The organism is Mastigocoleus testarum BC008, assembly GCF_001456025.1.
Lineage (GTDB): Bacteria > Cyanobacteriota > Cyanobacteriia > Cyanobacteriales > Nostocaceae > Mastigocoleus > Mastigocoleus testarum.
In genome coordinates, this window is record NZ_LMTZ01000102.1 from 79,673 (window position 1) to 103,293 (window position 23,621).

Annotated in this window: 17 protein-coding genes; 3 read left to right on the forward strand and 14 right to left on the reverse strand. The window is 36.7% G+C overall.

The genetic code is table 11. The annotated features are described in order from the left end of the window. Positions 1 to 69: 69 nt before the first annotated feature. Together BC008_RS23925 and BC008_RS23930 are read left to right on the forward strand one after the other, a co-directional pair. A complete protein-coding gene (locus BC008_RS23925; protein WP_027844989.1) occupies positions 70 to 1,596 on the forward strand; it encodes an acyl--CoA ligase in 1,527 nt (508 codons plus the stop codon). A gap of 252 nt (positions 1,597 to 1,848) precedes the next feature. Further along, positions 1,849 to 2,826, forward strand: coding sequence for a 2-dehydropantoate 2-reductase (locus BC008_RS23930; RefSeq protein ID WP_027844990.1), 978 nt, complete (start codon positions 1,849 to 1,851; stop codon positions 2,824 to 2,826). A 60-nt stretch (positions 2,827 to 2,886) separates the two neighbouring features. Here the strand turns inward: BC008_RS23930 and BC008_RS23935 are convergent, their stop codons facing one another. Beyond that, positions 2,887 to 3,405: a P-loop NTPase family protein gene (locus BC008_RS23935; RefSeq protein ID WP_058183931.1), complete on the reverse strand. Its 519-nt coding sequence runs from the start codon at positions 3,403 to 3,405 to the stop codon at positions 2,887 to 2,889. A 123-nt stretch (positions 3,406 to 3,528) separates the two neighbouring features. On the opposite strand from BC008_RS23935, the gene BC008_RS23940 reads away from it, so the two are divergent. After that, positions 3,529 to 4,413 carry a calcium-binding protein gene (locus BC008_RS23940; RefSeq protein ID WP_058183932.1) on the forward strand — a complete coding sequence of 295 codons (885 nt, stop codon included), beginning with the start codon at positions 3,529 to 3,531 and terminating at the stop codon, positions 4,411 to 4,413. A 333-nt stretch (positions 4,414 to 4,746) separates the two neighbouring features. Here BC008_RS23940 and BC008_RS23945 read toward each other — a convergent pair whose 3' ends face one another. From BC008_RS23945 to BC008_RS24005, 13 genes are all read right to left on the reverse strand, one after another. Next, entirely contained in the window at positions 4,747 to 5,883 is a 1,137-nt protein-coding gene (locus BC008_RS23945) for an ATP-binding protein (RefSeq protein ID WP_027847030.1), read from the reverse strand. A 2-nt stretch (positions 5,884 to 5,885) separates the two neighbouring features. Further along, positions 5,886 to 9,017: a WD40 repeat domain-containing protein gene (locus BC008_RS23950; RefSeq protein ID WP_063800808.1), complete on the reverse strand. Its 3,132-nt coding sequence runs from the start codon at positions 9,015 to 9,017 to the stop codon at positions 5,886 to 5,888. Continuing rightward, the gene (locus BC008_RS51505) at positions 9,014 to 10,738 is read right to left on the reverse strand and encodes an NACHT domain-containing protein (RefSeq protein ID WP_235595923.1); all 1,725 of its coding nucleotides are present in this window, start codon (positions 10,736 to 10,738) and stop codon (positions 9,014 to 9,016) included. The genes BC008_RS23950 and BC008_RS51505 overlap by 4 nt, the downstream gene beginning before the upstream one ends. Before the next feature lie 207 nt (positions 10,739 to 10,945). After that, a complete protein-coding gene (locus tag BC008_RS23960) occupies positions 10,946 to 11,461 on the reverse strand; it encodes an AAA family ATPase (protein ID WP_036268750.1) in 516 nt (171 codons plus the stop codon). A 165-nt stretch (positions 11,462 to 11,626) separates the two neighbouring features. Next, the gene (locus tag BC008_RS23965; protein ID WP_027846668.1) at positions 11,627 to 12,355 is read right to left on the reverse strand and encodes a CAP domain-containing protein; all 729 of its coding nucleotides are present in this window, start codon (positions 12,353 to 12,355) and stop codon (positions 11,627 to 11,629) included. A gap of 307 nt (positions 12,356 to 12,662) precedes the next feature. Further along, positions 12,663 to 13,142, reverse strand: a complete 480-nt coding sequence (locus BC008_RS23970; protein WP_058183939.1) for a phosphate-starvation-inducible PsiE family protein — start codon at positions 13,140 to 13,142, stop codon at positions 12,663 to 12,665. A 199-nt stretch (positions 13,143 to 13,341) separates the two neighbouring features. Then, positions 13,342 to 15,177, reverse strand: coding sequence for a glycoside hydrolase family 15 protein (locus BC008_RS23975; protein WP_027843859.1), 1,836 nt, complete (start codon positions 15,175 to 15,177; stop codon positions 13,342 to 13,344). A gap of 116 nt (positions 15,178 to 15,293) precedes the next feature. Then, positions 15,294 to 16,733, reverse strand: coding sequence for a hypothetical protein (locus tag BC008_RS23980; RefSeq protein WP_063800809.1), 1,440 nt, complete (start codon positions 16,731 to 16,733; stop codon positions 15,294 to 15,296). A gap of 121 nt (positions 16,734 to 16,854) precedes the next feature. Continuing rightward, positions 16,855 to 17,337, reverse strand: a complete 483-nt coding sequence (locus tag BC008_RS23985) for a DUF2267 domain-containing protein (RefSeq protein WP_027843857.1) — start codon at positions 17,335 to 17,337, stop codon at positions 16,855 to 16,857. Positions 17,338 to 17,837: 500 nt separating this feature from the next. After that, complete coding sequence (locus tag BC008_RS23990; protein WP_027843856.1) at positions 17,838 to 18,965, reverse strand: mechanosensitive ion channel domain-containing protein; 1,128 nt, start codon at positions 18,963 to 18,965, stop codon at positions 17,838 to 17,840. A gap of 38 nt (positions 18,966 to 19,003) precedes the next feature. Next, positions 19,004 to 20,131 (reverse strand): mechanosensitive ion channel family protein, encoded by a 1,128-nt coding sequence (locus BC008_RS23995; RefSeq protein ID WP_036265776.1) that lies wholly within the window; start codon positions 20,129 to 20,131, stop codon positions 19,004 to 19,006. 952 nt (positions 20,132 to 21,083) lie between these two features. Continuing rightward, positions 21,084 to 21,905: a DUF2382 domain-containing protein gene (locus BC008_RS24000; RefSeq protein ID WP_027843854.1), complete on the reverse strand. Its 822-nt coding sequence runs from the start codon at positions 21,903 to 21,905 to the stop codon at positions 21,084 to 21,086. 219 nt (positions 21,906 to 22,124) lie between these two features. Then, positions 22,125 to 22,949 carry a DUF2382 domain-containing protein gene (locus BC008_RS24005; protein WP_027843853.1) on the reverse strand — a complete coding sequence of 275 codons (825 nt, stop codon included), beginning with the start codon at positions 22,947 to 22,949 and terminating at the stop codon, positions 22,125 to 22,127. Positions 22,950 to 23,621: the final 672 nt, after the last annotated feature.

The following is a 23,621-nucleotide window of genomic DNA, read 5'->3' on the forward strand; positions in this document are numbered from 1 at the left end:
TTTTATTTTTTATTTATTTATTTTTGGTTTATTTATTTTTGATTTATAAGTGTCTTTTCAGAACAAATAATGATTTCAAGCGATCGCAAGAATAAAACTTTATTGGATCTCTTAATCGGAGATGACGAACATCCTGCTTTAGTTGCTCCAGAACGACCGACTTTAAAATACAAACAACTAAAACAGCAAATTATCGATCTTGCAGCCCAACTTAATAAATTCGGAATTGGTTGCGGCGATCGCATTGCGATTGCTATGACTAATGGACCAGAAATGGTTGTAACTTTTTTAGCTACAGCGATGTGCGGTACTGCTGCTCCTCTCAATCCCAAATATTCTCAGGCTGAGTTTGCCTTTTATTATGAGGATCTCAATGCTAGTGCATTAATTATTTTAGATGAGGGTATCCCTGCAGCGAAAGCAGCTCTCACAGATAATATGTTGCTAATTCAAGCAAAGTTGCAACCTGAGGGATTATCTTTTCATCTGCAAGGTGATACAAAAAAAGATGAGCGATCGACTGAGTTAGCTCAATCAGAAGATATCGCCATGATTTTGCACACTAGTGGTACGACTAGCAGACCGAAGCGAGTTCCCATCAAACACCGAAATTTAGCCGCTTCTGCAGGAAATATCATCGGTACTTATAATTTAACAGCAGAAGACCGGGCATTATGCGTAATGCCTTTATTTCATGTCCATGGTTTAGTTGCTTCCATGCTTTCAACCCTATCTTCTGGGGGAACGGTGATCGTTCCGGTTGGTGGTTTCAACGCCTTAGAATTTTGGAAGTGGTTTGCAGAATTTCAGCCGACATGGTATTCAGCCGTACCAACTATGCATCAAATGTTACTAGCTAGAGCCAGTCGCAATCCAGAAGCGATCGCCAAAAGTAAGTTGAGATTCCTGCGCTCAAGTAGTTCTTCTTTACCCACTGTAGTCTTAGAAAAACTAGAAACAACTTTCAATGCTCCGGTATTGGAAGCGTACAGTATGACTGAAGCATCACACCAAATGACTTCCAATCCTTTACCCCCCGCAGAACATAAACCTGGAACCGTTGGTTATGGTTTTGGGGTCGAAATCAATATTATGGACGAAGCAGGAAATCTTCTTCCCCAAGGTGAGTTAGGGGAAGTTGTGGTGAAAGCTCCGAATGTAGTTGATGGTTACGAAAATAATCCTGAAGCTAACGCTAAAGCATTTACTAATGGTTGGTTTCGCACTGGGGACCAAGGGGTAATTGACGAGTCGGGTTATTTATCCCTGACGGGACGTTTAAAAGAATTAATTAATCGTGGTGGGGAAAAGATTTCTCCTTTAGAGGTAGATAATGTAATTTTGCGTCATCCCGCAGTGGAGGAAGTTCTCAGTTTTGCAGCACCTCATAAAACCCTGGGTGAAGATGTTCACGCAGCAGTTGTTTTAAAAGAAAACATTGATGAAAAAGAATTAAGAAAATATTGCTTGCAGTATCTTGCAGATTTCAAAGTTCCCCGCAAGTTTCACTTTTTGGAATCCCTACCCCGAGGTGCGACAGGAAAACCTCAGCGACTGAAAATGGCTGAATTACTCAAAATTACCGCAGAAAAGTAAAAAGTAAAAAGTCATTAGCATAGCGTGTCCGTAGGACATAATTCAAAATTACTGTTTTTATAGCTTGAACTTTTCCCCCTTTCCAAGGGGGTTAGGGGAATCCAAATTAACAATTTATGTAATACCAATGTCAAAAAAACACTGCTACATATCAATTTTTTGAATTTGTTCCCCGTTCCCTGTTCCCCGTTCCCTTCTATAAACAAAATGTAGCAATATTAAAGGAAATTGGTAAATATGAGGAGCGATCGCATGAAGATTTGCATTTTTGGTGCTGGTGCAATTGGTAGTTATTTAGGAGCGAAATTAGCTAAATTACCACCGTCAGATGTAAAAGTTACTTTAATAGCTCGGGGGAAACAACTTGAAGCGCTACAAACCCAAGGACTACAACTAGAAGAAAATGGTGTCAAAGAAACCACCCATAATTTTGTTGCAGCTGCTGATGTTGATACTGTTGGACCGCAGGATGCAATTTTTGTCACGGTCAAAGCTCAGAGCGTACCTAAATTAGCACCTTCTCTACCAGCTTTATGTGATTCGGAAACTATGGTAGTTACAGCACAAAATGGTATTCCCTGGTGGTATTTTCGCAAAAGCGGTACCCAATACGAAAACCGCAAAATTCTAGCAGTAGATCCCGATGGAATCGTAGAAGCAAATATTCCCATTGACCGAGTAATTAGTTGCATAGTTTACCCCGCAACAGAATTAATCGCTCCTGGAGTAGTTAAGCATATTGAGGGTGATCGCTTTACCCTCGGTGAATTGGATGGAAGCAAAAGCGATCGCATCAAAAAATTAGCTCAAGTTCTACGTCAAGCAGGTCTGAAAGCCCCAGTCCGCAACCAAATCCGTAATGAGTTATGGCTTAAACTTTGGGGAAATTTAGCTTTTAATCCCATCAGTGCAATTACAAGAGCAACTTTAGAAGATATTTGTAAATATTCATTGACCAGAGAACTAGCCCGGAATATGATGCTCGAAGGGCAGGCGATCGCTGAAAAATTAGGAGTAAAATTTAGTATTTCTCTAGAACAAAGAATTGAAGGAGCATCATCAGTCGGCGCTCATAAAACATCTATGCTTCAAGATATAGAAGCGGGTCGTCCAACAGAAATAGATGCTTTATTAGGAGCAGTAATTGAATTAGGAAAATTGACTGGTACTCCAACACCACATTTAAATTCTATTTATGCCAGTGTGAAATTACTAGAAAAAGGTATCTAATTTATGAGATACTTGCAGAAAAAAGTATAAACATTGACTTTTGTTATTAATTTAAGTAACTTACACTAAATTTAGCAACCAATCTTGTGTAGCCTTTGGCGAGCGCAAGCGAACTATATGTAAATGACTGTGTTCGGGTTTCTGGAATAAAACTGGATACTTTTTACGCCGTTTGTGATAACTCTTAAAAGAGTGTAAAATGATTGACTTATTGCTGAACAACTTTCTCCAGGTTTCATAGTTACCATTGCAGACTTCTTGCTTGGTAATTATTCGAGTAAGGGATCTTTTGGTAATTCGACTCATAACTGTTACCAAAGAATAGTCCAACCACACTACAGTATCAGCCCGACTCCAAATAATATCTCTCACTTTACTGTATTGACCATCAACAACCCAGCTTTCTTCCGTTAAAGAATCTGCAACGCGTTCACGAAAAACTTCTTTTGGTACTTTTACCCAATTGGATTCCCAGCACAAATAGTCTAATTCTATGTGTGGAATTGTCAGACTTTGGGAAATTTGTTTCGCTAAAGTTGTTTTCCCCGAACCAACACCACCAATTATAGAAATTCGCATGGAAATAATGACTGATTTTAAATTTTATATAAAGCAAATGTATAGCTTATAGCAGTTTATATATTTTGGCAGGGAATGGGTTATACAATCAACCCTGAAAATAATAAATAGTCTTAGTTTGTTATGACAAATTTACCCGTTGTTTCCTTCAGTGTAGATCGAACTGTTGTTGCTGAAGGTGGAGAACCACAAATTTTTAATTTTAAGCTTAGCGAACCAGCACCAAGCGGTGGGTTAACGGTGAGACTGCAGTTCGACGATCCAGATGGTGATCCAGCAGATGCGGGTTTACCCCAAGAGCTTTTCAATAATATTGATAATCTCCAATTAGTTGTAGAAAATGGTACGCCAATTCTTGAATTTACAATTTCTGCAGGAGCAACAGAAGCTAATTTTGGTGTAGCAACTGGTCAAGATAACCAGGTTGAAGGAGATGAGACTTATACCTTGACCCTTCTGGATGACGAAAATTATTCTGTTGACACGGCTTCAGCAACTATAACTTCTACGGTTACCGAAAAAGAAGTTATTAATGGAACTCCCGAAAGAGATACCTTATTTGGTACAAAAGCTGCAGAATTTATCCTTGGTTTTGAAGGAAATGACATCATCTTTGGTCGAGGAGGTGAAGATACTATTATTGCTGGTGAAGGAAATGATATAATTTTCGGCGGTCAGCAAGCTGATACAATTTTAGCTGGTAATGGAGATGATATTATCTTCGCCAGGGGTGGTAATGATGTTATCGATTCCGGTAATGGTTTAGATCGAATTTCCTTAGGTGATGGTCAATCAACTGTGATTCTTGATAGTGGTGAAGGTTTCGACACCATCGGTGGATTTGAACTAGGTGCAACAACTTTTCAAGTGGAAAGTACAAGCAATCTTCGCTTTGTCGATAGTGCTAGGGGTGCACAAATTTTCCAAGGAGATGATTTGTTAGCACTGGTTTCTTTTGAGTCTGCAAGTACTTTTAGCAATAATCAAGATCAAATTTTTACCGTATAAAATCAAGTACAGGTAATTAGTTAGGAATGTGGATTAAATAAAGTACAAAAGTAGGGTGCTGTTAGCATCGCGTAACGCACCATTCCAAATTTCAGAATAATAGGTTATTAAATTCTCATTCCTTACTATATAAGACTAAGTAAGTAGGCAAGAAAAAAGTAAACYATGTAAAGAAATATAAAATACTCGTATTTTGCTCGTAGTAGCGCTTTAGCGCTAAAGCGCTATTACAAACAAGTTATAATTTTTCTTACTAACCTTACTAACCTACTTAAGTCAGTTGGTAGAGACGTTACAGAGGCTAACGCGGACACCGCAGGCTCTGCAACATCTCTACAAATATTTTGATTGCGGATGTGCACTAAGCCATTTACCAAAATTACCATGATATAAACCATACTTGTTATTCTCATCAACTTGATGCACAGTAAGAAACTCAATCCAGTTTTCTAAGACTTCTTCAACATCATATTCATCAGCATCAATGATTTGGGAAATCTCTTCTACTGTTTGTCCCCTGGGTTGCAATAGTGGTGATTGATTTTGCGCTAATGAATTTTGTACTAGTGTATTCAAAACGGCTTGAGCAATTGGATCTGCTTCTTCTGCTGGAAACATTTTCTGTAAATGCTGTTGGTAATATGTTTCTAAAGCAGGAGGAAAATATGTTCCATCTAAGATTTCTGTAAGGGAGGAATTTGCTGGGTATAAGTCTGTCTCTAACGCAGTTAAGATTTGATTGACATACATAAAGTTGTTGCCACTTTTATTTGTTAACTGCTGGATAAATTCCCGTTTATTTGCTCCAAATTTTTGTTTGTTAGCAGCAGATAAATGTAAACCTTTTTGTATGTATTGTTGAATAGATTTTTGAATATAAGCTTGTATATCTTGACGATTTTCTTCGGGATAATCTTTTAAATTGAGAAACCGAAAAGGTGCTTCTATTAATAAACCAGATGTTTCTCTTACAAAAGGACGATGAGCGAGGAGAAAATATATCCCTTTTGGTAAATATCTGGGAAGGTAAAACAAATTTGAACCAATGGACTGGCTATTGTAGTCTATTGCATCTAAGCTATCAATTGCAATGACAAATCTTTGCTTGGGTGCTAATTGATCGCTAATATGTTGGAGAATGAGTTGTAAAGAAGTTCCACTTGCAGCTTCTACCTGGGTGCTAATGGTTTTTAGGAATTCTTCAGCACGATTTTTACCTGCGACTTGGGCGTTGTAGTAAAAAACATGGGAATTTTCCCTCACATATTTGGCGAGAATTGCACTTTTACCACTACCCGGTGCGCCGACAATTGTAAAATAACCCCTGTCATAACGGTTGAGAAAGTTGTCAATTGCAGTGAAGATGAATTCTCTACCCACGAAATTAAGGCTTTTTTCTTGGAGAGTTTGTTGAAATTCTGCTGGGATGATTCTGTTATTGGTTGTAATGGGTAGCGGTTGGGAATTCATAGTTATTCAAGATTATCCATTACTCCTTCCAAACGGAGAAAATGCAACCGTCCAGATGCTTCTCCCGCCACAATTGTTACACCATCTGGTGAAATCGCACAGCAACTCATTCTACTATCACCACTAAAAGTTGCAATTACCTCCCTTGTTTCTAAATTCCATAGCTTGAGAGTATTGTCATGGGAAGCAGAAAACGCCCGTTGACCATCTGGTGCGACTGCTACTGCAATAACCGAGTCATTATGACCAGTAAAAGTATGGATTTCTTCCCTTGTTTTTAAGTTCCATAGTTTGAGAGTTTTGTCACCAGAAGCAGAAATCGCCTGTTGACCATTTGGTGAGATTGTTACTGCATTAACCCAGTCACTATGACCAGTAAAAGTATGGATTTCTTCCCTTGTTTTTAAGTTCCATAGCTTGAGAGTTTTGTCATCGGAGGCAGAAATCGCCCATTGACCATCTGGTGCGATTGCTACTGCGCTAACCGAATCACTATGACCAGTAAAAGTATGGATTTCTTCCCCTGTTTCTAAGTTCCATAGCTTGAGAGTATTGTCTCCAGAAGCAGAAATCGCCCGTTGACCATCTGGTGCGATTGCTACTGCGCTAACCGAATCACTATGACCAGTAAAAGTATGGATTTCTTCCCCTGTTTTTAAGTTCCATAGCTTGAGAGTATTGTCTCCAGAAGCAGAAATCGCCCGTTGACCATCTGGTGCGATTGCTACTGCACTAACCCAGTCACTATGACCAGTAAAAGTATGGATTTCTTCCCCTGTTTCTAAGTTCCATAGCTTGAGAGTTTTGTCATCGGAGGCAGAAATCGTCCGTTGACCATCTGGTGCAATTGCTGCTGCACTGACCCAGTCACTATGACCAGTAAAAGTATGGATTTCTTCCTCTGTTTCTAAGTTCCATAGCTTGAGAGTGTTGTCTCCAGAAGCAGAAATCGCCCGTTGACCACCTGGTGCAATTGCTACTGCGCTAACCCAGTCACTATGACCAGTAAAAGTATGGATTTCTTCCCCTGTTTTTAAGTTCCATAGTTTGAGAGTATTGTCTCCAGAAGCAGAAATCGCCCGTTGACCACCTGGTGCGTAGGCTACTGCACTAACCAAGCCACTATGACCTTCAAAAGTATGGATTTCTTCCCCTGTTTTTAAGTTCCACAGCTTGAGAGTATTGTCATCGGAGGCAGAAATCGCCCGTTGACCATCTGGTGCGATTGCTACTGCACTAACCCAGTCACTATGACCAGTAAAAGTATGGATTTCTTCCCCTGTTTCTAAGTTCCATAGCTTGAGAGTTTTGTCATCGGAGGCAGAAATCGTCCGTTGACCATCTGGTGCAATTGCTGCTGCACTGACCCAGTCACTATGACCAGTAAAAGTATGGATTTCTTCCTCTGTTTCTAAGTTCCATAGCTTGAGAGTGTTGTCTCCAGAAGCAGAAATCGCCCGTTGACCACCTGGTGCAATTGCTACTGCGCTAACCCAGTCACTATGACCAGTAAAAGTATGGATTTCTTCCCCTGTTTTTAAGTTCCATAGTTTGAGAGTATTGTCTCCAGAAGCAGAAATCGCCCGTTGACCACCTGGTGCGTAGGCTACTGCACTAACCAAGCCACTATGACCTTCAAAAGTATGGATTTCTTCCCCTGTTTTTAAGTTCCACAGCTTGAGAGTATTGTCATCGGAGGCAGAAATCGCCCGTTGACCATCTGGTGCGATTGCTACTGCACTAACCCAGTCACTATGACCAGTAAAAGTATGGATTTCTTCCCCTGTTTCTAAGTTCCATAGCTTGAGAGTTTTGTCATCGGAGGCAGAAATCGTCCGTTGACCATCTGGTGCAATTGCTGCTGCACTGACCCAGTCACTATGACCAGTAAAAGTATGGATTTCTTCCTCTGTTTCTAAGTTCCATAGCTTGAGAGTGTTGTCTCCAGAAGCAGAAATCGCCCGTTGACCACCTGGTGCAATTGCTACTGCGCTAACCCAGTCACTATGACCAGTAAAAGTATGGATTTCTTCCCCTGTTTTTAAGTTCCATAGTTTGAGAGTATTGTCTCCAGAAGCAGAAATCGCCCGTTGACCACCTGGTGCGTAGGCTACTGCACTAACCAAGCCACTATGACCTTCAAAAGTATGGATTTCTTCCCCTGTTTTTAAGTTCCACAGCTTGAGAGTATTGTCATCGGAGGCAGAAATCGCCCGTTGACCATCTGGTGCGATTGCTACTGCACTAACCCAGTCACTATGACCAGTAAAAGTATGGATTTCTTCCCATGTTTTTAAGTTCCATAGCTTGAGAGTGTTGTCACGGGAAGCAGAAATYGCCCGTTGACCATCTGGTGCAATTGCTACTGTATTAACCAAGCGACTATGACCAGTAAACGTATGGATTTCTTCCCCTGTTTCTAAGTTCCATAGCTTGAGAGTATTGTCCCCAGAAGCAGAAATTGCCCGTTGACCATCTGGTGCGATTGCTACTGCATTAACCCAGTCACTATGACCAGTAAAAGTATGGATTTCTTCCCCTGTTTCTAAGTTCCATAGCTTGAGAGTATTGTCCCCAGAAGCAGAAATCGCCCGTTGACAATCTGGTGCGTAGGCTACTGCACTAACCAAGCCACTATGACCTTCAAAAGTGCGTATTAATCCCCCACCAGGAGGGGTTAAGCTAGGTATCAAAGGTCTTAACCAGGGAGAAGTTTTGCTATTGATTGCTTGTTTTAAAAGCTGACGAATCTCAGGTTTCTTAACTTCAAAGGACTGTAGGCGTCCCAATAACTGCTCTGTTAACTGGGTTTTATCTTGATTTAGAATATGTGCCGAAACTCTTAATGCACCTTGAATAAGTTTTAGTGTTTTGATTTTTTCCAAATCATATTCAGGATGATTTAATAGTTCTAAATCATTTAGTAATTCTGGGTTATCAATTAAATCATAATCTTCAATTAGGGCTTGCACCCCAAAGCTAGGATGGTTAATTTTTTGAGAAATGAACTTGAAATCAGCTAGGAGTTTGTAATATTTTTCTAAATTACCCGATCTGACAAAACTATAAGGTAGACTATTTAATCGGGCGCGTTGGAAAGCAGGACTATTTACTCGTTTAACAGCAGTTGTCATCCAATATTATCTCCTTCCACCTCTAAATAATCAGAAATGTATTGATTCACCTGCTGAAAAATTTTCCGATTTTTCTTTAACTCTCGTTTACCCTTAAGAAAATCCAAAAAACTTGCATGATAAATGCTATAACAAGTTTCTTCTTTAATTACTCGTTTTTTAAGATACTCAACCCATTCATCCAAAAATGATTGCACATTATATTCATCTTGATTTGCAATTTCAGCAATCATTTCACAAGGAATCGCCGTAGCAATTTCAACTAAAATGAATAGGATAATCACCCTCAAATCTTGAGGTTTATCATCCATTCCCATCCGCACCCAATGGATTCGATAATAGTCCTGAAGTCCTGAAGGTAACTGCTGTAAACTAAGGTCATTATAGAAACCATTTGTGATCGCTGGTAAAATATAACGCAGGTACATAAAGTTATTGTCACTTTTCGCTGCTACCTGCTCAATAAAATTATCAGCACTGATATCACGCTCCTTGATCCACTTTCCCAGATTATCTTTATGTTCTTCATCGTGGTTGATAAATAAGCGAATATAACCTTTAATATCCTTTGCATTCAATGTCTCATATTCCACCTTCCTTAAATCTAACTCCTGGGATGGAACAGATATGCGTAAACGTTTTTTCTCGGGAGTATAAGGTCGTCTAGTTAAAAAGAAATAAACTCCTTCTGGAAGAGTTTCTGGTAAAAAGAAAATATTTCCTGCACCCGGTTCTTGTTCCACTTCATCCAGTGCATCAACTACAATTACTAAAGATTCATCTTTTGGCAGTTTTTGACTGACTTTGACTAGCAAACCAGACAAATCAGCATCTTGTGCATTCTGGTCAACTAAACTATAACGAGTAATTAATTGCTGACGAATACTGGTTAGAAACTGCTCGGGTCGATTGCGTCCCTCAGCAATAATATTGAAATAGCAAGGTAAATGATGCTTGTAAACATATTTTGCAGCAATAGCACTCTTACCCATTCCTGCATCTCCAATGACAGTAAAGTAACCATTTACATTCTTTCTGCAAAACTCTTCAAAGGCGTTAAACACAAACTCACGCCCGCAAAATGATTTTATTTTTTCCTCAATAGTTGCTTTGAACTCATCAGGATAAGGTGTTAAATTTGGTTTTGTGCTTTCTGATGGGTTCAACTTAGAACTAATAGAATTAACAGTAGCTAAAACTTCATCTAACTTTTGAGTATCGCGTCTTTCAGATGGATTTTGGCTGAGGTCGATAAAATAATCAAACTTTTTATGAAAATCTTCTAATTCTCGAGATATATCTATACCTGATTTCCGTAATTCTTCACCTAGATGATTCCAATCATCATAGTCGTTGATAATATTTTTTATTTTAGAAGAAACAGTATCATAATCATTATTATTAAAAGCTATTTGAAAAGCTTCTTTAATCTCCTTTCGAGTAAACACTTTCATCAGTGCATATTTTTTTTCATCTAGATACTTAGCTGTTTCTTCATCTAGATTTTCAGCATCTACTCCATCTGCTTGCTTGCGATCGCGATAACAATGCAATAGCGTACAGGCATAAATAGTATCAAAACGATTATCAGGTTTTTTGGTTAAATCAATACCGCAATCTTTAAATAATGCAACAAGTGTTGGATCCCCCTTGATTTTTTCAATCAAATGAGGAGTAACAAACTTACCCAATCCAGGAGCAAGAAATGAAAAAAAGTTCATTTTCAAATAAAATTAGATATATAACTGTCACTTTTTACTTTTCCCATCATAACGATTTGTCAATCAAGTTGCTGGAGTGAGCTAAATATAACAATCCTAAGAAAAGTATAGCGATCTCGCCAAAGACATTAAGACATTTTCTTACTCATCCGTTCCAGTTCGCTTTGAATGAAAATAATGAATCTATCCGTTGCAAAACATCTCTTTCTACAAACCTAAAAACCAATCTCGCGCAGCCTTTGGTGTACGTAAATGAACTATATTTAAATGAGAGTACTCAGGCTGCTTGAATAAAACTGGATATTCCCGACGTCTTCTATGGTAAGTTTGCAGCGACCACAAAATAATCGATTCGTGACTGAATAATTTTCCCCAAGTTTCATAATTACCATTGCAGACTTCTTGTTGAGTAACAATTCGATTAATTGCTCTTTTGGTAACTCTATTCATCACTGTAAAAAACGAATAATCAAGCCATACTAAAGTATCAGCCTGACTCCAGATAGTGTCTCTGACTTTGCTATAGTTACCATCAACTAACCAACTTTCACCTTTCAAAGCATCTGTAACGCGCTGGTGAAAAATTTCGTCTGACACTTCTACCCAATTCGGTTCCCAGTACAAGTAATCTAACTCTATGTGAGGAATAGCAAGACGCTGGGAAATGTTTCTTGCTAAAGTCGTTTTCCCCGAACCGCTAGTACCAATTACAGAAATCCGCATGGGAAATAATTTTGTGATTCTACAGTTGTGCTTTTAACTTGACTAGTAGAGAAAGAAACTTCCAATAAAAATATAATACTCGTTAGGGCGCACATCGGTGCGCCCCTACAGGTAAGAAAAAATCAGATTTGGAGTCAGAAGTAATTACAAATTACAGATTACGAATTACGAATTTTCCTGATATCCACCTGCATAATCAATGACGCATATACTTCCATATCTGCTGTGGGAACCATATGCTACACCAGCAACTTTAAAATTAGGATTGAAAATATTTTTGCGATGACCCCGAGATGGTACACCATCATCAATTATTAACTGCATAATAACATCTTGGGCTGTTGTAGGACCATAACTAATATTTTCTGCAGCAGTCTTTTTCCAAGAGCCATAACGGTTCATCCTGCTAAAAGGAGTGCTTCCATCACTACCGGAATGACCCACACCACCTCTAGGACCTTGATCATCAATATGGTCTTCAGCAGCCAAAGATAAGCCCCTTGAAGTTTTTAAACGACCAACAGGACGGGCTTTTTTGAGAAAACGTATAGCCTCGTCAACGGCTTTGACTCCTTCTTGGGTTTGTAAATAAACTCCATTTGACATTCTGACTCGTTTACCTTGAAAACGTTTTTTGTAGTTTTCTAGGATGGGTAGATAAGACTTAGGATTGGTTCGTACTTTATTCATCTCCCTCATTATTTGCTGTTCAATGGGAGATAAATAACTTGCTTTAGCGAGTAACTGGGGATTTTTGCTTGAAAGTGCGATCGCTGAAGCTGAATAGGTTATGGGTGTAGAGTTTGCGAATGAAGAACTAGAAAAAAATAATTGAGAAACACTACTGAACACTAAAGCCATTAGGGAAAATGTCCAAAATTGAACGTGACGCATTAATTACCTCACAGTTAATCGGTTAGGGTGATTTGAGTCATTTTGAGATGCATCACCTGCTTTTTGAACACACACATTTAGTTATAACTATTACCATCCAGCACAAAAATGTAGAATGGTGATGCTTGATATGTTGTAACTTCTACAAAAAGTTTCTGTAAAGAGTATCACTACTTAATATTTAAATAACTAATTAATACTCATCAAGCAATTCCAACTACAAAAATATACTAACTATTACCAATCACCCATTACCCATTACCCATTACCCATTACCAATTACCAAATACCTATTACCCATTACTTATCAAAGAATTACTTCTTCCATAGAAGATTTAGGATCATTCTCACTTGAATCTGTTTTACTGAGACGGGATATTACCAGACGTATTAATAAAAGGACTCCCAATACAATTAAAAAGCTACATACACCAATAATCTGTTTTAGTTGAATCTCGAGAATTCCATACAAAATAACCTCACGTAAAGCAGAAACAATCGCAACTTCTACTGCAGACCCAAAGGAAATTCGATGCTCTCGCAAATAAACCACTAACAAGCGGAATAATTCCACCATTATCAAAATAAACAAAATATCAGAAATAATCTGCTGAGATTTATGTAAATGCATCAGGGAAAAAAACATATCTCCCAATCTCAGCAACATTACAGAAAACAAACCAATACAAAGGGATATGACAATAAAATCCTGAACAAGCTCCAGATTATGAATTACTGTATCTTTCTTAAATAAATTATTTAGTCTCACTTTTAGATTGTTTAGCATATTTTTTAACACCATGTACTTACTCCAGCAATAACCACTTTTATCTCGATGGGTTTTGGGCTATTACTAGAGAATGCTGATTTATTTAATATTACTTAAAATAAATCAAGAATGGTTCGGTATTATATGCTTGATATTTGTAATTAAGCGATCTCTTCCAATGATTTGTCCAGTATAAATACTAATATTTTTTTACTTTTCAAGAATTACCCTCAATAGCCCGATTTAAATTGTATGCAGCACTAATTAGGGCTAAATGAGTAAAACCTTGGGGAAAGTTACCCAATGCTTCTCCGGATGACCCAGTTTCTTCAGCATAAAGTCCCAGATGGTTAGCATAGCTGAGCATTTCTTCAAACATCAGTCTAGCTTGGTCGAGTCGAGTTTGGTCAGTTCTTCCCGCTCTAGTCAAAGCTTCTACTAACCAAAAAGTACAAAGATTAAAAGTTCCTTCCTGCGGATCGGGTTCCTTACCACCATTGGAAGGGTCATAACGATATACCAAACTATTAGATGTTAATCCTCCTTCTTGGGGCGATCGCATAATCGTATCCAGAGTCTTTAACATCCGGGGGTCGTTGGGAGACATGAAGAACACTAATGGCATAATCAAATTACCAGCATCAAGTACATTGGTCCCATAAGCTTGGACAAAAGCTTGTCTTTCTTCACTCCATCCTTCAGACATCAATTCTTCGTAAATTTGGTTGCGTACTTTTAGCCATCGTTCTAAATCTCCGGGGAAAGAGCGTTTTTGTGCTAAACGCAGTCCTCGGTCCAGTGCAACCCAACACATTAACTTAGAATAAACGAAATCTCGACGTTCATCTCTGGTTTCCCAAATCCCGTGGTCTTTTCTATCCCAGTTATCGCATACCCAGTTGAGGTAGTAACGCAAACGAGTCCATAAATCGTAAGAAATCGGCGTACCATACTTATTGAAAAGATATACCGCATCCATCAATTCACCGTAGATATCGAGTTGTAATTGATCGTAAGCACCATTACCAATTCGAACTGGAGCGGAACCCTTATATCCTTCCAAGTGTTCGAGGACTTCTTCTTCAAGGTCACTACGTCCATCAATTCCGTAAACTATTTGTAGAACCCCGTTATCCGCACATTGATGACATAATGAATCTATCCAATTGATAAATCTACCGGCTTCTTCTGTAAAACCAATTCGCAGCAAAGCATAAATAATAAATGCAGCATCACGAATCCAAGCGTAACGATAGTCCCAATTGAGTTTACCACCGAGTTTTTCTGGCAGACTACAAGTAGGAGCTGCCACAATTGCTCCAGTAGGTTCAAAAGTAAGTAATTTTAGAACCAGTGCCGAACGTTCTACTGTTTCCCGCCACCGACCTCTATAATTACACTGGGAAATCCAACGTCGCCAGTAAGACACTGTGCAATCGAATAAATCTTTTGCTTCATAAGATAACCCAGATGAACTATATTCTCGTTCTGGATCTAGCTCTCTTATAACAAAAACTGCTGTTTCACCTGCTTCTAAGGTAAATTCAGTACAAACACCTTTATCATCGTGTTTGAGAGGAATATCTGTCATTAAACCTAATTTTAGATTAGGTGAATCAAAACATACTCCACTTCCATTAGGAATAACCTTATGTTTGTCTCGAGCATAGTTAAATGCTGGATAGCATTCAAGTCGGAAGGTAATACTACGCCGCACTGCACTAACTTTCCGTACTAACCAATGATATCCTCGTTCTTTTTCAGACAAACCGACTGGCATAAAATCAATAACTTCCCCTACACCACAGTCAGACAAGAAACGAGATACTAAGACATTAGTTTCTGGCCAGTAAAATTGCTTATGAGTAAAATTACATGCTATTGGCTCAATTTTAAAATATCCTCCTTTTTTTTCATCAAGGATAGCCCCAAATACGCTAGGAGAATCATGGTGGGGAAAACAAAACCAGTCAATTGAGCCGTTTACCCCCACCAAAGCAGTGGTATACATGTTACCAATGATGCCGTAGTTTTCGATTGCTTGGTATCCCATAAGTAAAAATTAAGGAGTAATGAGTAAGAAGAAGAAGTAAGGAGTAGTTAGTAATTAAGTCAGTAATTTTGAGTACTATTTCCCCCAATGTCTATGTCGCTAACGCCAATTCTCAATCACGAATTCTGACGAATTTCTTCTGCTTCAGCAAGGGTCGATGTCGGATCTTGTTTGACTGAACGTTGGACATAATTAAGCTTCAATTCCTCTAAAAGGTCTACTAATAAAGGTAAAAGTTCTGACTGAATTTTTTCACTTTGTAGCTCTTTACGTAATGCTCTCTGAAAATTTTTAATCGACTCGTCAACAAGTTTTCGAGCTTCGGTATCAGCGTAAGAAGCAGCCAAAACTTCATAAACCGTTTGAGTTAGAGAGTCAGCAATTTGCTCGGTCAGCTCCATCGGAATCATTTTGATTCCTAATCCTTCTGGTAATGCTTGATAAAAGTTGGAACTTTTTAGAGTTTTTCTTAAACTGTGACGTAATAAGTCCTCTAAATTTGGTTGAACTTTGGGTAAAACTTTATATATCGATAGTTGCAATACCCGGTCAATGATGACATCTAACTCATCAACTTCGTTAACCTCAATGCGGTCTTTTTTGAATAAAGCCCGAGTAACCTCCCCACTTGCGATCGCATCCTGAGTTTGATTAATTAATTGCACCATTATAAACATGGATGCTCGATGAGCTAGGTAAGCAGCTGGTTCGTGAGTAACTTGCGCTAGGGTTTGTTCTAGATCAACTAAACCCGATTTATGCAGCTTTACTGAAGCCGGAACTATTCGTAACCAACGCCAAAAAGGTAGAAATAAAAACCCTTCGTACCAATTTCTTAAAATAATATCCCACCAACTGACATCATTTCGCTTGCGAGCGATGGAAAAAGTCCGGATTAAAAATTCACAAACAAAAAATATAATAAAATAAATATCAATTCGCCAAAAATTATCGATAAATAGACCATTTTCATCGACATTACGATAATAGTTAGCTGCTAATAAAGGCTTAATTTTGCGTTCGAAAAAAGATAGCTCGGAATCGAAACCTGCATTTTGTAAATATTCTATGCTCCAAAATCGATCGAATGCTTGTTTTGCTGATAAAGTATCCATGTGATATTGCATTCGTCGCTTCAATTTAGCAAAAGTCCCAAACTTATTCGCTGCAAGGAAAGGGTCTTCAATTAATAAGTTAGTACTTTGTTCGCGGAGGTTTTCTAATAATTTAGTCTTTAAGGCTGCTTCTGTTTCTATTTTTGGTATTTGCTGCTCCAATAAATCTACTGTGTGTATGTAGCGTTCTGTATAAGGGTGGGGTTCAATACTTTTAACTGGGTCATAGAAACTTACTAAGAAAGGCGAATTACGTAAATAAACATCCCTTAAGGGAAGATAACTTAAATTAAACAATACTAATAACAAATTAATTAAAGCAATGATTGCAACTAACTTATTCCACCAAGTCTGAGAAAAAGATGAATATGAGGTATTATATTTTTGCAGTTCTTGTTTTTGAAATTCTTCTTCTAGAATATTATCATTAATGTTACTCATAAAAATTAAATATAAATCTCCATAAATTCAATACATTTGACCTGAAATTTTTGTAGAGACGTAATATGTTACGTCTCTACATTATCGATCCTGACTCCTGATTTATGCTTGCTATAAAAACTTAAGCTTCATTCCATAATTCTTTGATTTTACCTGGTAGAAATCCAGCAATTTCTTGTACTCTTTCAGGAGATATTTCCTCTTTTGTTGCACTAAAAACAGCTTTAACTACAGTCTCACCTTTGGTATTTTTTGGCATTCCACCTTCTTGTTCGATTCTAGCTATAAATCGTTGTTCGTCAATTCCCCAGGGACCAGAACTATCGAAAGGAGGACGAACCTTACTTAACCAGGAAACTATAGGATTTCTATCTTTCCAAAGGTCTGAAATATCTTCTTGCAGAGTTTTATCTTCAGTAGATATCGTAGGTTTATTTAATTCCGAACCAACACGCTCGATCGTATCTTTGGGCATTAAATCACGCATTGTACGGTAAACAACTTCGCTCAAGTCTCTTGCTTCGTAGATATCTTGCAGATTTCCAGCACGCATGACTTTTTCTAAGAAAGGTATACTATCTTGAGCGATATCGGATGCAGACATATGTCCCTCTATAAAACTTTAAAATTTGGGAAATAAAAAAATAAGTGCTTTGTATTTAAACACCTAATTACTAAACTTATATGGTTTGCATTAATACTCAAATCTTTCGCCAGAAAAGTTTAGCACTCATCCTAAAGACAGATTTTCTTTGCACCAAATGATTAATGTATTAAATAAATTTTAAGATAAATATTCTCCGGAGACGCGACATATTAACCTAGCGGTTACGCTTCGCTAACCCGTCTCTACATAACGCTAATTCATATCAAGTCCGCTTAATTAGTTACTATATAACCCTATTGAAAAGAAGGCAGTTATTACCTAATAATCCTTTTACTCATTACTTATTACTTATTACTTATTACTTCGCCCCCACAGATGTGATAACTGTTTAGCCGGAGGTAATATCACAGTGGTAAATGAGAATAGAACAATTTTATTTTCTATTCCCTGCTACTTACTCCCGGTTTATTCCCGGCTCATATTCCCTGTTCTCTTAATTAAATAGTCACAGGAGATTCAACATAGATGTTAGGTTCTTGCAAGTCAAACGCAATTCCATAATTTGTGAGTTTACGAGAAACTTTTTCATTTGCTAATTCTAGAAGACGCTTTCTCAACTGAATAGAACTTTCACTGGAACCCAGGATAAAAAATGTAATTCTAGCTCTACTATTTAGAGTTTTTGCATGTTCAATTATTGCAATATTTGTACTTCCAGGATCTATACCGAAAAGTGAATTTGTACTTTCTGCAATTATTTGTTCTACCAAAGCTTCTTCCTTTTCTCCCAACTTTTTATCAAAGTCGAGATAGAGTAATACCATTACTTTTTTACCACGGGTAATATTCTCAATTTCTAACCGTGCTAAAATAGAATTAGGTATAATAAATAAAGTACTTTTAGCCGCAGTACGAATTTTTGTAGAACGCAATCCAATTGACTCAACCCGACCGTATATTTCTTCTAAAAATTCGGAAGACGGAGGTAAACGAATATACTCTCCAGGAATAAATGGTCGATCTAAGTATAATACTAAGGTCCCTATAAGTTGCTCTAAAGTCTTTGTTGCAGCTAAACCAAGAGCAATACCACCAATTCCTAATCCGGTAAATAAACCAACTAAATCAAATCTATCTTTAGCGTAAGCTAGAACGGCAATGAAACCAATTGATACATTGATAATAGTTTCTAGTACTAATAGTAAATCGTCGGCACTATAACCTAATTTACGAATGATTTCTATGCCATAAACTCGAAGTAGTTGTCGACAAAAGCGAGAAGCTAACCAAGCGAAACTGAAAATTGCGGCAATATCTGCTAAGCCCCGTAATATATTGTATATTGGACCATAGTTTTTAATTATTTCTAATGATGAAGAAATTAGAATTATAGTTGCAGTCAGTCTTAGTAAATTATTAACAGGATAGATTACTTCATCGTAAATTTCTTTTACTCTCTTAGGAAAGAACCGACGGATAATTAGCTTCAGAATTGAAGGGGTATACCTACCAATAACTAATGAAGCGACAATACAAACAAAAAATATTTCTAAGTCGCGGATATCTTTACGTTGTAAAAACTCTAAAACTTGATTTACAACGTCCATATTTATATTTATATCCATATTTTATTCGATTTTATCTTAATACGTAATTTACTAGCCTAAACTGTAATTGGTGCATCCACATATATAGTAGGTTCGTCGATATCAAAACCAATTCCGTATTCTAGTAGTTTTGCAGTTATATTCTGTCGAGCAATATCTAATAACTGACGACGTAGTTCCATTGAGACTTCACCAGAACCCAAAATAAAGAAGGTAACTTGAGCCTGGTTGTGAGCTGTACCATCCCCATTAGCAGTACTCGTAAATGTAATATCTGTGCTTCGTGAGTCCAGTCCAAAAATATCTGTCGTACTCGCTAGTATTACCTGTTTAATAAGCGCTTGTTCCTTAAGTTCAACTTCTCGGTCGAAATCTAGACGCAGAATTGACATGACTTTCTTCGCACCAGAAAAGTTTTCTATATTCATCTGAGTCAGAGAATTATTAGGTATAATTACAACCGTACCCTTACCAGAAGTACGAATTTTAGTAGAACGCCAACCTATAGATTCTACTCTGCCAAAAGTACCGTCTGATAAACCTATATAATCATCAATAATAAACGGACGGTCTAAATATATAACAACGCTACCTAAAAATTGTTCTAAAGTTTTTTGAGCTGCAAATGCAACTGCTAATCCCCCAATTCCTAAACTAGCTAACAAGCCAAAAACATTAATCTGATGAGTTTGGGCAAATACAATAAAAGCAATAACAACAATTAATATGTTAGAAATTACTTTAGCAGAAATAATTAGTTCGCCATTAACTTTTCGGTCATTTTTTGTTGCGACCTCTAAAAGATAAATATCAAGAAATTGACCGACTAGCCGAAATAATAACCAAGCAATTGTTACTGTTAAAGTTAAACTGAGCACTACCTCTATTAACGGGAAGTATTGCTTTAAAGGCGAAACTACAGCTATGACTTCTAAAATACTTAAAGCTATAATTGCTCTGATTAGCTTTTTGTAGGGTTCTATTAATTTCCGAACTACATCTCCAAGCTCGGGTGTAACAAACGAGCGTAAAGCTGTGTAAAATATGCGACTTAAAAAGTTATTCAAGATGAATCCTATAATTGCCCCTGCTGTAAGTATAATTAGAAATGTTAATATTTTGGAATTTAGTGTTGATGTTTCCGATAAATCTAAAAATGACGTCTCGGACAAATTTACGAGCATAAATTAATCCCCCTTGTGTGATACTCTTTCAGGTTTATTTCTCAAATTTTAATCAAGCGTATAAAAATACACATTTAGAGGTAATTTATCTTAAAGTGAATACTCTCGCAAACAGTTAATATAAATTACTAGGTTATTAAAATTTAAAGACAATGTATTGAGATGCAATTACAGAATAAATAAAAACTACTTCTCGCTAATATTCTTAGACTCGTAGTGCCAAATTTATGATACACGTCTACTTTGCAAGAGTGTAATTACATTCGTATATATTTACGAAATAGCAAATATGATTAAGTCGTTTGCAAAATAAATTAACAAATAAACTAATAAATTTAAGTATTTATAAATATTTACTGAGGTATTAAAGATAAAACTATTACTTAACTGATTATTTTTGATGTATATCTTAAGTATATATGTAAAACTAATCGTAATACTTCTATAGATTGAATTAATTCAATATCATCCTGAGGATAATTTATTTGAACGAGTTATTTATATCTCTAGATAGAGCAAAATAAATATAGCGTATAGTATTTCAATAAATTTTCTAGCGGTCACGAAACAACTTCTTTATCTAAGCTCGGAATCAGCACCTGTTTTATTGTCATGTAATCCCAAAAGGTCGGAGAATTAAGTGGTAAACATAAATATCCCCAATACCTTTAGTACAGGGGCGTAAAGTTTTTCCAGTTTGTCAAAAGCATGGTTAATAAGGTAGCAAATAATACTTTTATAAGGCAAAAATACATCTAAAGCTTCTCTACTGTAGGGATAAGAGTTTTACCACCTTTATTTGCTCAGAGGGAAATTTAGATTTGGAAAGTTTTAATATTGGCTACAGTACTTTTCAAATATCCTTTAAATTTTATTTAACTGTCGATTCTTAGATTTTGCTTGAATTTATCAACAACTTTAATTTCCCGGTGAGTTAATACAAAAAATGAACTTAACTTGTCATCCAACGGTTGATTATTTCTTGGTATTTTACTTGCTGCTCGTGATTCTCAACTTCAATTTCGAGGGAAATCTTCTTACAGGAATTCTGTTGTTGAAGTGAAATCTCTCTTAAAATTTCACTAGCAACTTGAGGAGACATTAATTCACCTCTAACGATAAAATTAACATCTTTATTCTCGTTAGTATTTATTGTAACTCCAGGTACCTGTGATTCTGCTAAATCTATTTCTGTTAGCTGTTTGTTTGGGGAACCTAGTTGTTCAATAATTAATATTTCTCTTCGTACGGGAACCTGTACTAAATGAGTTTCTACCTTCTTTCTGATTATAACTTCTCCGAGTTTGTGCTTATCACGTTTTACCAGTAAACGTTCTTCAAGCAAAGGAACTGTTACTTCCCTTGACTCAGATGAGTGGAGGATTTCATTTGTGGAAGTTTCTGCTAATTTTGATGGGGACGAGGTATTAGTTTCTGGCGTTAAACTTTCTCCGTGTATATTAGCCTGATTTATTACAGGTAATTTGGTAATATCTGATTCACTTAAATTCACTACTAGTATCTTTTGGGTAGTCCCGATTTGTTGTACCCAATCGCTATCCATTAAGTATTGTTGATGTTCGTTGGGATTATTTAGTGGAGAAATTAAAAGATGGAGATTATTTTTTTGATCGGTATAAGTATCTTTCACTGATGCAATAATAGTTCCCCTCAAGTTAACGACATGAAAGGATATAACTTGTTTATCTAACCGAATAAATGTTGATTTGATTTTAGATTTATCAGTAATGATAGCGTCATCGTATGAATTCATTTTCCAATTCTCCACTTTTTACTTAAAGAGTAAAATTACAGGTAAAGAGAGCTAGATTAATTCTCTACTCTACCTGTAAGCACTCTCCACCGATTTATTCCGCTATGGATGACTTTAATTCAGAAATCTATTTATAGCAATCCCGAACTAGATTAAAATTCAAAATCCTTGAGTAAAATCTCCACGAGAAAATATTTGCAAATAAAGTAGATCTCAATATTATCTACGCTTGACGTTTGGATTACCGTCTACGTCAACCTCTAACTCTTCCCGACGGAGTTTTTCTTTTGCTTCTACAGTGTCTTTTTCAACTTCTTTTCTAACCGAAACTTCTTCCCGTACAAAGGCTTGTTTCTCAATATTTGCTGATTCTTCGTATACTTCGACGCGAGCAACTTCCCCTTCTTTAAAATTGACACTTCCTGGTGCAACAGCTTCAACTTCACTTACACCAGTGCGTTCGATAATTACTCGCTCTTTTTCGATAGGAACGACAACTTCAGCAGTTTCAGTTTCTATTTTCTTACCTACAGTTACCGCACCTGTACGGAAACGATCTTTACTTGCAACTAAACGCTCTTCGTAAAGCTTTAAATTTTGATGGTTTTTCTCGTCAGTCCGGTAAAGTTCGGGTTCGGAGTCATATTCATAATTGGTGCTATCGTAGGCAGGTAAAGCACTACCAGTTGTACCTCTATAAGCTGATCTGACTCTTTCTTCGTAGTCAAAATCTATAACCATATCGTCGTTATATTCTGGTAGTCGATCAGCTGCATCTTTTTTCAGACCCACAGCATATACTCTTTTGTCGGAGTAATCAATTGTTGCTCTACCTACTGGTAGCAAGACTTTCTTACCAAAAATCCAGAAACCGGTATCGATAATGAAGTAACGAAAACGTCCTGTTCCATCAACTATTACATCATGGACAGAACCGACTTTTTCATCAGTCTCGCTGTAAACAGAAAAATCTTTAATATCGCTACCTGCGAAAATATCTTCTTTGTAGTTGGGGTATAAATCTGCAATTTTGTATAAAGCCATTGAAATTTCTCCTTATTTATATCTGTACAAAAATAGCTATTCAAGATTCCTCAAAATAAATCGATCGAAGTATTTAAATTAATTAAAACTTGCGTAAACCTGTTTCACTTGGAGATCTATACGGCATATAAATTTTCTACAACGCCATTTTTACGTAAGTCTTAAAAAAAGAATATCAATTTATTTAACTTGATTAGCTCATCCAGTACTAATGTAAGCTATTTTAATCCATAAGAAATCTCACTTATGAAGTAGATGGAAGCGAAAAAAATATAAATCTATAAACCTTTCGTCTTATTTCTCTAGAGATAATATTCTATTCAGATTGTTTTATAATCTATATATCGACAGGATTAGTTTAAATATTACTGGTAGCAATTGCAGTTAGTAAATTGTTTATTTCAGTCTCTGAAATAAGCCATTCTTCATCATATAAATTATATCTATTTATATAAAAATCTATTTATTAAATTGAGTAAATATATGCATAAATTAAATCAGATAACTTATAAATTAATTAGTTGGATGTAAATAGATTTTCCTAAGTCTTATTATTTATATTAGACTTTTCAGTTATCTCCACAATAAATATATACTTACGCAAACTAAACTAAATATTAAGACTGTAAATGATTCTTCTTATCGTCACCTAAAGTCTTATTAAAAGCAAGC

What these genes read in the sequence shown, in the direction of transcription:
- BC008_RS23980 (WP_063800809.1), bottom strand. Translation starts at nt 16,733, where the DNA reads ATGAGTAACATTAATGATAATATTCTAGAAGAAGAATTTCAAAAACAA.
- BC008_RS23990 (WP_027843856.1), bottom strand. Translation starts at nt 18,965, where the DNA reads ATGGATATAAATATAAATATGGACGTTGTAAATCAAGTTTTAGAGTTT.
- BC008_RS23960 (WP_036268750.1), bottom strand. Translation starts at nt 11,461, where the DNA reads ATGCGGATTTCTGTAATTGGTACTAGCGGTTCGGGGAAAACGACTTTA.
- BC008_RS24000 (WP_027843854.1), bottom strand. Translation starts at nt 21,905, where the DNA reads ATGAATTCATACGATGACGCTATCATTACTGATAAATCTAAAATCAAA.
- BC008_RS23925 (WP_027844989.1), top strand. Translation starts at nt 70, where the DNA reads ATGATTTCAAGCGATCGCAAGAATAAAACTTTATTGGATCTCTTAATC.
- BC008_RS24005 (WP_027843853.1), bottom strand. Translation starts at nt 22,949, where the DNA reads ATGGCTTTATACAAAATTGCAGATTTATACCCCAACTACAAAGAAGAT.
- BC008_RS23985 (WP_027843857.1), bottom strand. Translation starts at nt 17,337, where the DNA reads ATGTCTGCATCCGATATCGCTCAAGATAGTATACCTTTCTTAGAAAAA.
- BC008_RS23970 (WP_058183939.1), bottom strand. Translation starts at nt 13,142, where the DNA reads ATGCTAAACAATCTAAAAGTGAGACTAAATAATTTATTTAAGAAAGAT.
- BC008_RS23965 (WP_027846668.1), bottom strand. Translation starts at nt 12,355, where the DNA reads ATGCGTCACGTTCAATTTTGGACATTTTCCCTAATGGCTTTAGTGTTC.
- BC008_RS23930 (WP_027844990.1), top strand. Translation starts at nt 1,849, where the DNA reads ATGAAGATTTGCATTTTTGGTGCTGGTGCAATTGGTAGTTATTTAGGA.
- BC008_RS23945 (WP_027847030.1), bottom strand. Translation starts at nt 5,883, where the DNA reads ATGAATTCCCAACCGCTACCCATTACAACCAATAACAGAATCATCCCA.
- BC008_RS51505 (WP_235595923.1), bottom strand. Translation starts at nt 10,738, where the DNA reads ATGAACTTTTTTTCATTTCTTGCTCCTGGATTGGGTAAGTTTGTTACT.
- BC008_RS23975 (WP_027843859.1), bottom strand. Translation starts at nt 15,177, where the DNA reads ATGGGATACCAAGCAATCGAAAACTACGGCATCATTGGTAACATGTAT.
- BC008_RS23940 (WP_058183932.1), top strand. Translation starts at nt 3,529, where the DNA reads ATGACAAATTTACCCGTTGTTTCCTTCAGTGTAGATCGAACTGTTGTT.
- BC008_RS23995 (WP_036265776.1), bottom strand. Translation starts at nt 20,131, where the DNA reads ATGCTCGTAAATTTGTCCGAGACGTCATTTTTAGATTTATCGGAAACA.
- BC008_RS23935 (WP_058183931.1), bottom strand. Translation starts at nt 3,405, where the DNA reads ATGCGAATTTCTATAATTGGTGGTGTTGGTTCGGGGAAAACAACTTTA.